The organism is Falsiroseomonas selenitidurans (assembly GCF_012103215.1).
GTDB classification, from domain to species: domain Bacteria; phylum Pseudomonadota; class Alphaproteobacteria; order Acetobacterales; family Acetobacteraceae; genus Falsiroseomonas; species Falsiroseomonas selenitidurans.
On the sequence record NZ_JAAVNE010000052.1, the window covers coordinates 24,921 to 36,659 of the forward strand.

Annotated in this window: 8 protein-coding genes; 5 read left to right on the plus strand and 3 right to left on the minus strand. The window is 74.3% G+C overall.

Features of this window, described 5'->3' with window-relative positions; genetic code table 11:
* The first annotated feature begins 10 nt into the window (after window positions 1–10).
* From HEQ75_RS22875 to HEQ75_RS28460, 4 genes are all read left to right on the plus strand, one after another.
* Window positions 11–1,213, plus strand: coding sequence for an aspartate aminotransferase family protein (locus HEQ75_RS22875; protein WP_328734722.1), 1,203 nt, complete (start codon window positions 11–13; stop codon window positions 1,211–1,213).
* Window positions 1,210–2,166: an ornithine carbamoyltransferase gene (gene argF / locus HEQ75_RS22880; protein WP_168034447.1), complete on the plus strand. Its 957-nt coding sequence runs from the start codon at window positions 1,210–1,212 to the stop codon at window positions 2,164–2,166. The genes HEQ75_RS22875 and argF overlap by 4 nt, the downstream gene beginning before the upstream one ends.
* Before the next feature lie 293 nt (window positions 2,167–2,459).
* Entirely contained in the window at window positions 2,460–3,887 is a 1,428-nt protein-coding gene (locus tag HEQ75_RS22885) for a M16 family metallopeptidase (RefSeq protein WP_168034448.1), read from the plus strand.
* Window positions 3,884–5,140: a M16 family metallopeptidase gene (locus HEQ75_RS28460; RefSeq protein WP_168034449.1), complete on the plus strand. Its 1,257-nt coding sequence runs from the start codon at window positions 3,884–3,886 to the stop codon at window positions 5,138–5,140. The genes HEQ75_RS22885 and HEQ75_RS28460 overlap by 4 nt, the downstream gene beginning before the upstream one ends.
* 215 nt (window positions 5,141–5,355) lie before the next feature.
* Here the strand turns inward: HEQ75_RS28460 and HEQ75_RS29105 are convergent, their stop codons facing one another.
* Complete coding sequence (locus tag HEQ75_RS29105; RefSeq protein ID WP_168034450.1) at window positions 5,356–8,307, minus strand: ATP-binding protein; 2,952 nt, start codon at window positions 8,305–8,307, stop codon at window positions 5,356–5,358.
* Window positions 8,308–8,666: 359 nt separating this feature from the next.
* Between HEQ75_RS29105 and pgi the strand changes: the two genes are divergently transcribed.
* Complete coding sequence (pgi, locus tag HEQ75_RS22900; RefSeq protein ID WP_168034451.1) at window positions 8,667–10,286, plus strand: glucose-6-phosphate isomerase; 1,620 nt, start codon at window positions 8,667–8,669, stop codon at window positions 10,284–10,286.
* A gap of 8 nt (window positions 10,287–10,294) precedes the next feature.
* Here pgi and HEQ75_RS22905 read toward each other — a convergent pair whose 3' ends face one another.
* Together HEQ75_RS22905 and HEQ75_RS22910 are read right to left on the minus strand one after the other, a co-directional pair.
* Window positions 10,295–10,963, minus strand: a complete 669-nt coding sequence (locus HEQ75_RS22905; RefSeq protein ID WP_168034452.1) for a flagellar hook assembly protein FlgD — start codon at window positions 10,961–10,963, stop codon at window positions 10,295–10,297.
* Window positions 10,964–10,975: 12 nt separating this feature from the next.
* Window positions 10,976–11,739, minus strand: a 764-nt coding sequence (locus tag HEQ75_RS22910; RefSeq protein WP_209318718.1) for a flagellar hook-length control protein FliK, incomplete at its 5' end; no start/stop codon positions are given.

An 11,739-nucleotide genomic window follows, 5' to 3' on the forward strand; every position in this document is an offset into this window, starting at 1 on the left:
CAAGATCCCCGTGATCCCCGCCCTGATGCCGACCTACAACCGTGCCGACCTCGCTTTCGAGCGGGGCGAGGGCGCCTGGCTGTCGACGGCGGATGGGCGACGATTCCTGGATTTCGGCGCGGGCATCGCGACCAGCAGCCTCGGCCATGGCCATCCGCACCTGACGAAGGTGATCGCGGAGCAGGCGGCGCGCGTCATGCACGTCTCCAACCTGTACCGCGTGCCGCAGGCCGAGGAACTCGCCGCGCGTCATGTCGCGGCCTCCTTCGCCGACAGCGTCTTCTTCTGCAACTCGGGCGCCGAGGCGAATGAGGGCATGGTGAAGGCGGTCCGCAAATACCATGCGGAAACCGGGCACCCCGAACGCTTCCACATGATCTGCTTCGAGGGCGCCTTCCACGGCCGCACCCTCGGCATGCTGTCCGCCACCGGCAACGCCAAGTACCTGGCCGGCTTCGGGCCGCCCGTGCAGGGTTTCGACCACGTCCCCTTCGGCAACATGAATGCGGTGCGCGACGCGATCGGCCCGCAGACCGCCGGCATCATGATCGAGCCGGTGCAGGGCGAGGGCGGGGTGCGCCCGGCGGAGCTCCGCTTCCTGCGCGAACTCCGTGCCGTCTGCGACGAATTCGGCCTGCTGCTGGCGCTCGATGAGGTGCAGACCGGCATGGGCCGCAGCGGCAAGCTGTGGGCGCATCAATGGGCGGGGATCGAGCCGGATGTGATGTCCTCCGCCAAGGGCATCGGCGGCGGCTTTCCGCTGGGCGCCATCCTGGCGAAGGAGAAGGTGGCCCAGTACCTGAAGCCCGGCACCCATGGCACCACCTATGGCGGCGGCCCGCTGGCCTGCGCCGCCGGCAATGCGGTGCTGGACGTGGTGCTGGCGCCCGGTTTCCTGGACCAGGTGGACCAGGTGGCGCGCCTGCTGTGGCGCGGGCTGCTGGACCTGGCGCACCGGCACCCGACGGTGATCGAGGGCGTGCAGGGCGCCGGGCTGCTGCTCGGCCTGAAGCTGCGGCCGGAGATCAGCAACGGGGACATGCAGGCCGCCGCGGTGGCGGAAGGGCTGCTGACGGTCGCCGCCGGCATGAACGTGCTGCGCCTGGCCCCCCCACTGATCATCACCGCGGCCGAGGTGGCGGAGGCGCTGCGCCTGCTGGACCGCACCTGCCTGCGCCTGACGCCGGGCGTACAGACGGCTGCCGCCCAATGAGCGTGGCGCTGAAGCCCGTGGCCGGGGGGGGCAGGCCGGCCGCCCCCCGGCATTTCCTGGAATTGATGGACCTCGATGCGGCGACGCTGCGCCGCATGCTGGACCTCGGCGTGCAGGCCAAGCGCGGCCAGGTGCCGGGCAAGCCGCTGGCCGGCAAATCCGTGGCGCTGATCTTCGAGAAGCCTTCCACCCGAACCCGCGTCAGCTTCGAGGTCGGCATCCGCCAGCTGGGCGGCGATGCCATCGTGCTGTCGTCGCGCGACATGCAGCTCGGCCGCGGCGAAACCCCGGCCGATACCGCCCGCGTGCTGTCGCGCTACGTCGACGCCATCATGCTGCGCACCGACAATGTCGCGAAGATCCGGGAATTGGCGGAACACGCCACCATCCCGGTGATCAACGGCCTGACCGATGTCTCCCACCCCTGCCAGTTGATGGCGGACATCATGACCTTCGAGGAGCATCGCGGCCCGATCGCCGGCCAGGTGGTGGCCTGGACCGGCGACGGCAACAACGTGGCGCAGAGCTTCATCCAGGCCGCCGCCCGCTTCGGCTTCACCCTGCGCCTGGCGACCCCGCCGGAACTGGCCCCGCCCGCCCGGCTCATCGACTGGGCGCGGGCGGAAGGGGCGCGGATCGAGCTGACCACGGACCCGCAGGCGGCGGTGGCAGGTGCCCGTTGCGTGGTGACAGACACCTGGGTTTCCATGTCCGATGAGACGGCGCAGGAGAAGGTGAACCGCCACAATCTGCTCGCCCCCTACCAGGTGAACGACGCGCTGCTGCGGCACGCCGCGCCGGATGCCATCGTCATGCACTGCCTGCCGGCGCATCGCGGGGAGGAGATCACCGATGCGGTGATGGACGGCCCGCAGAGCGTGGTGTTCGACGAGGCGGAGAACCGCCTGCACGCCCAGAAGGGCGTTCTGCTCTGGGCGCTCGGCCTGGCCTGAGCCGCAGCCGGCCGCGCCGGGGCGGGGCGGGGCGGGGCGGGGCGGCAACCGGACCGCAAGCTGGCGCTGCGGCAAGCCCTGGCCGCCGATGCCGGCCAGGGCTTGCGCCCGAAAGGCGGTGACCGGATCCTCATCGGCGACACGCTGCTGAGCGGCCGCAACCCATCACCGGCCGCCCCCCGGCGTGATCATCGAGGCAGGCCGCGCCACGTCGCCGCGCGCGGGCCGCCCGTTCCATCCGGGTGTCTACGGAACCCTTTGCCGGAGGCCCGGTCGGCCCCATCTTGGTCGGCATGAAGCCCCTGACCCGAAGAGCCACCATGCAGGCCGCCGCCGCCGTCGCCACCACCGGCGCGGCCGCGCACCTCCTTGCCCGACCGGCGCTCGCCACCTCGCCGTCGCCGGCGGAGGCCATCGCCGACCGCCCGCTGTTCGGGGCAGAGCTGCGCACCCTGCCCAACGGGCTGCGCGTGGCGCATGTGGAACAGCGCCGCGCCCCGGTCGTCGCGCACTACGCCTTCGTCGCGGCCGGCGGCGGGGAGGACCCCAAGGGCCTGTCCGGCATCGCGCATTTCCTGGAACACATGCTGTTCAAGGGCAGCGCCAACGTCGCCTCCGGCGAATTCTCCCGCCGCGTGGCGCGGGAAGGCGGCAGCGACAACGCCTTCACCTCCCGCGATGTCACCGGCTACTTCCAGCATGTGGAGGCCAGCCGGCTCGGCTTGGTGGCGCGGATGGAGGCGGACCGCTTCGCCTCCGCCCTGCTGCCGGAAGCCGAGCTGGAATCGGAACGCCAGGTGATCCTGGAGGAACGTGGCCAGCGCATCGGCTCCTCCCCCCGCGCCGAGTTCTTCGAGACCTTCGAGGCCGGGATGTGGGGCCGCCAGCACTGGCACGGCCGCCCCATCATCGGCTGGGAGGACGAGATCCGCGCCATCGGCCATGCCGATTTGCGGCGCTTCTTCCGCGCCCGCTACGCGCCGGGCAATGCCGTGCTGGTGGTGGCCGGCGCGGTCGGCGGGCAGGCCTTCTGGGACGAGATCACGGACATCTGGGGCGCCGTGCCCGCCGGCCCTGCCGTGCCCCGCGACCGCGCCCCGCCGCCGCCCGCGCCGCCGGAGCCCCGCATGGTGCGCAACGACCCGCGGCTGCGCGGCGAGGCGACCTTCGTGCGGTCCTGGCAGGCACCGACGCTGACCGCCGGCGAAAGCCGGCTGGCCGACCCGCTGGAGGTGCTGCGCCACCTGCTGGGCGGCGGCCAGGGCTCGCGCCTGCACCGGGCGCTGGTGGAGCCCGGCCTCGCCATCTCGGTGGGTGCCGGCTACGACGGCGAAACCGCGAGCTGGGGCGATTTCGACATCGCCCTGACCCCGCGGCGCGACGTGGCGCCGGGCCGGGTGGAGGAAACCACCATGGCCGTGGTCAAGCGCCTGCTGGATGAGGGCGGCCCGACGGAAGCCGAGGTGGCGCGCAGCATCCGGCAGATGTCCGCCGGCGCGCTGCTGGCGCTGGATGGCCTCGGCGCCGCGCCGCGCATGATCGGCGGCGCGCTGGCCGTGGGCCTGCCGTTGGAGACGGTGGAATTCTGGCCGCGCCGGCTGCGGGCCGTGACGCGGGACCAGGTGGCGGAAGCCGCCCGCGCGGTGCTGGGCAGTGCCCCCACCGCCAGCGGCTGGCTGCTGCCCGAAGGCGTGGACGCGCCGGCGGAGGCCTCGCTGTGAGCGGCGATTTCCGGGTCGAGATCCAGCAGGTCACCGCCCCGGGCGGCCAGACCGCCTGGCTGATCGAGGATCATGCCGTGCCGGTCGTCTCCCTGGCCTGGGGCTGGCGCGGCGGCGCGGCGCTGGATGCGCCGGACCATGCCGGGGCGCTGGCCATGGGCGCGGCCCTGCTGACGGAAGGCGCCGGGGATCTCGGCACCGTCGCATTCGCCGATGCGCTGCGCGACGCCGCCATCGGCCTGTCCTTCGCCGCGCAGCGCGACGGCTTCGAGGGGTCGTTCCGGGCGCTGGAGCCGGCGCTGCCGGAAGCGGTGCGCCTGGCCAATCTGGCGATGCGCGCGCCGCGGCTGGAGGCACAGGCGGTGGCCCGGGTGCGGGCGCGTGCCGTGGCCTCCGCCCGCGCCGCGCTGGAGACGCCGCGCGGCCAGGTCGGCCGCGCCTTCTGGGCCGCCGCCTATCCCGAACACCCTGCCGGGCGGCCGACCGCCGGCACGGTGGAGACGCTGACGGGGTTGCCGGAACAGGCGATCCGGGACGCGCTGGCCCGGCAATTGCGCGCCGGCGGGGTGATGGTGGCGGCCAGCGGCGCGATCACGGCCGAGGCCCTGGCGGCGCTGCTGCCGCGCCTGTTCGAGGGGCTGCCGCCCGAGGCACCGGCCAGCGCCCCGCCGCTGCCCGCCTTCGGCGGCTTCCCGCCGCTGGTGGTGCCGGTGCCCTCGCCGCAATCCACCATCCAGTTCGGCCAGCCCGGCCTGCCGGTGAACAGCCCGGACTGGGAGGCCTTCCAGGTGGTGCTGCGCGTCCTGGCCGGCGGCGGCTTCTCCTCCCGCCTCATGGAGGCGGTGCGGGTGCAGCGCGGCCTGGCCTATGGCATCGGCGCCGGGCTGGACACGCTGTTCGGCCAGGGCGTCGTCGTCGGCTCCTCCGCCACCGACAATGCGCGGGTGGCGGAGACGGTGGCGGTGACGCGCGCGGAATGGGCGCGCATGGCCGCCGAAGGCCCGACCCAGGCGGAGCTGGAGGATGCCGTGGCCTTCCTGACCGGCAACCTGCCGCTGCAGTTCACCGACACGCGGCGCATCGCCGCCACGCTGCTGGCGCTGCAGCGCAATGGCCGGCCGATCGACTGGCTGGCAGCGCGCGGCGACAGGCTGCGGGCGCTGACCCGGGCCGGCACCGCCGCGGTGGCGGCACGGCTGCTGCGGCCGGACCAGCTTTCGGTCGCCGTCGCCGGCCAGCCCGAAGGGCTCTGAGGGCGGGCCGCCCTATAGAGCACGCTGCGTTCGCTTGAACGCAACGTGCTCTGGAAGTTTCTGATTTTATTACAAGAAGCGTCCGGATGATGCCATCTGAACGCATGGTGCTCTGGAGCCGTTTCACCGCAGGTGAAGACGGTGAAACGGCTCCAGCTTATTGTTTCGACGCATTTTCCGAGTCGCCTTGCGAAGCCGCGAGGCTTGAAAATGCTCTAAGCGCCCCCCGCCGGCGCGCGGCGCAGGCCGGCCAGGGCGCGGGCCAGCATCGCCTGCGAATAGGGCTTGGCCAGCCGTGGCGGTCCCTCCCCTTCCGGCCAGGGGCCGGCATGGCCGGTGGCGAGGATCACCGGCAGGCCGGGCCTGTCCCGCGCCAGCCGCGCCGCCAGCTCCGCCCCCGTCATGCCCGGCATGGCGTGGTCCGTGACCACGGCGAAGGGCGCGGCGCCGGCGGCGAGCGCCGCCAGGGCGGCGTCCGCCGATTCCGCCCGCAGCACCTCATAGCCCAGATCGGCCAGCATCGCCGCCGTGCTTTCCAGCACCAGCGGCTCGTCATCCACCAGCAGCACGCAGCCGCTGCCGCGCGGTGCCTCGGCCTCCCGCCCCGCCTCGTCCTCCGCGGCGGCGGCGGCGGCGGCCGGCAGCCATAGCGTGCAGGTGGTACCGGCGCCGGGGGCGCTGGCGATGTGCAGGGCGCCGCCCGACTGGTGCGCCAGCCCATGCACCATGGACAGGCCCAGCCCGGTGCCCTGCCCCGGCCCCTTGGTGGAGAAGAAGGGCTCCACCGCGCGGGCCAGCGTCGCCGCATCCATCCCGAGCCCGGTATCGGCCACGGCGATGCGCAGGGTGCGGCCGGGCGGAAGGCCAGGGGGCAGGCCGGGCGGCGTGTCCTCGGGCGGCGGCGCATCCAGGCGGATGGCGATCTCGCCGCCCTCCGGCATGGCGTCCCGGGCATTCACCACCAGGTTCATCAGCGCCAGCTCCAGCGCATGCGGATCGACCATCGCGGCCGGCAGGCCGGGCTGGGCGGCGATCGCCAGCCGCACGCGCGGGCCGGCAGAGCGGCCAAGCAACTCCGTCAGCCCGGCCAGCAGCCGCGCCAGGTCCACGGCGCGCGGGTTCAGGTCCTGCCGCCGGGCGAAGGCCAGCAGCCGCTGGGTCAGCTGCGCGCCGCGCTCCGCCCCCAGCGTGGCGGCGTCCAGGTGCCGCAGGATCTGCGGCGTCGCGGCCTCCCCCAGCCGCTTGCGCGCCAGGCCGAGATTGCCCAGCACGGTCATCAGCAGGTTGTTGAAGTCGTGCGCCACGCCGCCGGTCAGGCGGCCCAGCACCTCCATCTTCTGGGCTTCCAGCAGCTGCGCCTGGGCGGCCTTCAGGGCAGAGACGTCGCGCGCCTCCGGCACCAGCAGGGACACCAGGCCATCCTCGTCGCGCACCGGCTTGATGGAGAAGTCGATCGCCAGGGTGCCGCCGTCCCGGCCGCGCATGGTCAGTTCCCGTCGCACGAAATGGCCCGCGGCGGCGCTGGCGACGGCCTCGCGCACCGTGGCGCGCAAAGCCGCCTCCTCCGGCCACCAGGGTGCCGCCCAATAGGGGCGGCCGACCACATCCTCGGCCTGCACGCCGCCGAGCCGCAGCATGGCCTCGTTCGCCTCCAGCAGCGTCCCGTCGGGGGAGAGCAGGCCGATGAACTGGAAGGTGGCGTCGAAGATGCCGCGGAACCGTGCCTCACCTTCGCGCAGCCGGGCATTGGCATCGGCCAGCGCGCCGGTGCGCTCCGCCACCCGGCGCTCCAGCGTGGCATTGGCCTCCGCCAGGGCCTGCGCCTGCTGCCGCCGGTCGGTCACGTCGCGGGCGATGCCGAGCATCCGGCGCGGCTGGCCATCGACGCCGCGCCGCACCTCCGCCCGCACCCCGATCCAGCGCTCGGGGCTGGCATGGGCCAGGCGGAATTCGGCTTCCAGCGGCGCCTCGCCGCGCACCGCGGCGGTCAGCGCCGCCGCCAGGGCCAGCCGGTCCTCCGCCATCACGCCGCGCAACGCGGCGCGGGCGGTGATGCGGCGGCGGGTGCGCAGGCCCCAATCGCTGAACACCTCGCCCACCAGGGCGAGCCGGCCCTCCCGCAGGTCCCAGTCCCAAAGGCCGACGCGCCCGGCCTGCTGCGCCAGCCGCAGCCTGGCCTCGCCTTCCTGCACCGAGGCCAGCAGGTCCTCGCGCTCGGCCAGCGCCGCGGCCAGGGCGGTGCCGCGTTCCTCGGCGGACCGGCGGGCCGCGCGTTCGCGCCGCTCCGCCCGCAGCGCGGCGGCGCCCAGCAGGCCGCCCAGCGCGGCGGACAGCGCGAAGATCAGCCCGTTGCGCAGCAGGCGCTGGCGGTAGGGGGCCAGCACCTGTTCGCGGCTGAGCGCGGCGCTGGCCAGCACCGGCATGCCCGGGGCGGCACGCCAGGCCACCAGCCGCGCCACGCCGGCCTCGTCCACCACCTCCCGCGTGCCGCGGGCGGCGCGGCGGGGCCGGCTGCCGGCGATGTCGGGCGCCTCGGCCGGCCATCGCATCACCGGGCTGCCGTCGATCCGGTCGAGCTGCAACACCACCCCGGGGCCGAGATCCACGCCGGCCGCCACCTGCGCCAGCTCATCCGCCGCGACGGCGGCCAGGATCGCGGCGCGGAAGCGGCCATCCGCCCCGAACAGCGGGCGGCCCCAGGCGACGTGCCAGCCGGGTGCCGGCCCGCCCTGCATCAGCCCGGACAGGTGGCTGCGGCGGCCATCGCGCAGCGGCATGAAATAGGGGGCGGCGGAGAGGGAAAGACCGGCGGCGCGCCGGTCCCGACTGGTGGCGACCAGCTGGCCCTCGGCGTCCACCACCCAGATCACCTGGACCTCCGGCGTCGCCTCCTCCAGCCCGGCAAAGCGGGCCCAGCCTTCGCCGCGCAGGCTCTCCAGCGGCGCCTGCCCGAGCCCGTCCGCGGCGCGTTCCGTGGTCAGCTCCGCAATGCGCAGCATGCGGTCGGCATGCTGGGCCAGCAGCGCGGCGGCGTTCTCCGCATCGGTCCAGCCCTGGTCCAGCGTCGCCTGGCGGTCGGCCAGCGTCGCCGCCAGGAACAGCCAGGCGGCGATCAGGGCGAAGGCCATCAGGCTGAGCGCCAGCCAGAAGCCGCCAACCCGTCGCACCCTTCTCCGCTCCGGCTCGCCTGTCATCCAGCCCTTCCGTCACCCTGCCCAACCGGCGCGCACCGGCTTCCTGGCGGCGGCGGCACGCTGCCGCGCGGCCGCCTCTTGAACCCCTGGCGCGAAACGCACAGGCTGGGACCCCGGCGGCGCGGCCGCTGCCGGCGCCCGGCCACCGGATGCGCGGTGCGGCCGCAACCACCGGAAGGTGCCGCCCGGCAACCGAGCTCCCGCCGGACTCTAGGGCCGCGCTTGTTGCACGAGAATGTCGCGTGCCAGAGAACGTGCCGGCGAACGTGCCGCAGAAAGCGGGCAGGGTTGAGGCAGGCGTGACGCAGATACCGAGGGCGGGGAGGCGGTCGATGACGGAAGTGGCGCCAGCATGGGAAGCGGTGGCGGCCTTGGGGCGCGCCCCCGGCGCCGGGGCGATCCGCCAGCTGCTGGACGCCGATCCACATCGCGCCAGGCGCTTCGGCTTCCGCGCCGCCGGCCTGCTGATGGACCTGTCCCGCACGTCGCTGACCGAGGCGGTGCTGGACGCGCTGCTGGCGCTGGCCCGGGCGCGCGACGTCGCCGGCTTCCGCGACGCGATGGCGCGCGGCGAGGCGGTGAACGGCACGGAACGCCGCGCCGCCCTGCACCTGGCGCTGCGCATGGGCGACCGCCCCTGGCGGGCGGGGGCGGAGGATGCCGCGGAGGCGGTGCGGCAGAGTTTCGCCGCCATGGCCGGCTTCGTGATGGGCGTCCATCGCGGCAGCATCCGCGGCGCCACCGGGGAGCGCTTCACCGATGTGGTGAGCATCGGCATCGGCGGCTCCGACCTCGGCCCGGCCATGGTGGCCCGGGCGCTGTGGCGGCCCGGCATGCCGATGCGCGCGCACTACCTGGCCAATGTGGACGCCCATGCCTGGGAAGCCCTGCGCCCGACCCTGGACCCGCGCCGCACCCTGGTGCTGGTTGCCTCCAAGACTTTCACGACGCAGGAGACGATGACCAACGCCCAGCTGGTGAAGGGCTGGCTGGGCCAGGCGCTGGGTGCCGCAGCGGCACCGCTGCATCTGGCGGCGCTGTCCACCAACCTGCCTGCCACGGCCGCCTTCGGCATCGCGCCGGAACGGGTGTTCGGCTTCCGGGATTGGGTCGGCGGGCGGTTCAGCCTGTGGTCCGCCGTCGGGCTGTCCATCGCGCTGGCCTGCGGGCTGGACGCCTTCATCGAATTGCTCGGCGGGGCGCGGGAGATGGACGAGCATTTCCTGACCGCGCCGGACGCCACCAACCTGCCGCTGCTGCTGGCAGCGCTGGAGGTGTGGCACGTGAACGTCCTGGGCCTCTCGGCGCGCGCCGTGCTGCCCTATGACGAGCGCCTGTCCCGCTTCGCCGCGCATCTGCAACAGCTTGAGATGGAAAGCCTGGGCAAGCGGGTAACGATGTCCGGCGCCCCGGTGGCGCACGCCACCGGCCCGGTGGTGTTCGGCGAGCCGGGGACCAATGCGCAGCATTCCTTCCTGCAGCTGATCCACCAGGGCACCGCGAAGGTGCCGGTGGATTTCGTGCTGGTGGCCCGGCCGGACCACCCCCACCCGACCAGCCACCGCATCCTGCTGGCCAATGCCCTGGCCCAGGCCGAGGCCCTGGCACGCGGCCGGACGGAAGCGGAGGCACGGGCCGAGATGGCGCGCGCCGGGCTGCCGCCGGCCGAGGTGGACCGGCTGGCGCCGCACCGGACCTTCCCCGGCGACCGCCCCAGCACCACCATCCTGCTGCCGGCGCTGAACCCGGCCAGCCTCGGCGCGCTGATCGCGCTCTATGAGCACAAGGTGGCCTGCCTCGGCGCCTTCTGGAGCATCAACCCCTTCGACCAATGGGGGGTGGAGCTGGGCAAGCAGCTGGCCTCGGGCATCCTGCCGGCGCTGGAGAACGGTGCCACCGCCGCCGACCCGGCGACGGCAGCGATGGTGGCGGAGATCCGCCGCCTGCAATAGCCGGCGGCTCAGCTGCCGTTGAGGTCGCGCAGCGCGTCATAGCCCAGCGTCAGCCCGCCGAAGCGCAGCATCACCGAGCCGCCTTCGCGCACCGCGCCGGTGACCTTGGCGGTGACGCTGTGGGCCAGCGGCTCCGCCGTGCCATCCGCGGTGCGGCCGCTGACACTGACGCGGTAGGTGCCATCAGGCCGCTGCTCGCCGCGCTGGTCCTTGCCGTCCCAGGTCCAACGCGTCGCCTCCGGCTTCAATTCCACCTCCGCGGTGCGGACCAGCAGGTTGTTGGCGTCGCGCACCTCGATGCGCGCGGTCCGGGCCGTGCCGGCGGCAGGCAGATTCACCTCCGCCTCGCGGGATTGCAGCGGCAGGCGGTCCGTCTCCACCGCCACGCGGCGGCCCACCAGCGCGGCGGCCTCGCCCAGCTGGCTGGCCTGCTGCAGCGCCAGCAGCTGGCCCAGCGTGGCATTGGTGTTGATCTGCTGCTCCACGGTGGAGAACTGCACCAGCTGCTGGGTGAGCTGGTCCGCATCCATGGGCGAGGTCGGGTCCTGGTTCTGCAGCTGCGTGGTCAGCAGCTTCAGGAAGGTGTCGAGATCGCCGGAGAGGCGGGTGCCGGAAGCGCCGGTGGCGGTGCTTCCGGTGGTGGCATTGGCGGTGGTGGCCGAGATCGTCGTGCTCATGGCGGGGCTCCGTCAGACGGCGAGGTCGAGAACCCCGGCATGCGGCAGGGACCGCCGCGCCAGGGAAGCGAGGGGCGCGGCCAGGTCACGGCCGGGCTGGCGGGCCTGGCCGCCGGCCTGGCCCTGCTGCTGCTGCGCGAAGCTGCCGCCGCCCTGGTCCTGGCTGCCCTGGCCCGGGCCGCCGGCACTCAGGCCGAAGGACAGGCTGGGGCCGCGCTGGCCGAGCCCGGCATCGGCGAGCGCCCGCTCCAGCTCCCGCGCATCGCGTTGCAGCAGGGCCAGGGTCTCCGGCCGCTCCGCGGTGACGCGGATGGCCGATTCGGCGCCCTGGCGCTCGATCGCCACCTCCACCCGGCCGAGTTCCACCGGGTCCAGTGTCAGGGTCAGGCTGGAATCGGCGCCGAGGGCAAGGGCCACGGCGAAGGGCGCCAGCTGGCGGGCCGGCCAGGCGATGGCGGCGGGGTTGGCGGCGCGGAATGCCGGCGGGGTGCGGGGCGCGGCCTCCTGCACCGGCTGCGGCGCGGGTGGCACCAGGGATTCGGGCGGCGCTTCGGGACGGAGGTCGGGACGGGCCCCGGCATCCGGCTGGCGCGACGGGTCCTGGGCCGCGGCGACGGGGCCGGGCAGGCCGGTCGTGCCATCCGGGACCGGCATCGGCTCCGCCTCCGCCCCCAGGCCGGGCGGCGGCAACGGCCCCGCTTCGGGTAAGGGCGGCGGCTCGGCGGTGGGCGGCACGCCGGCCAGGGTCGCGCGGGGCGCCGCCGGGGCGGGCTCGG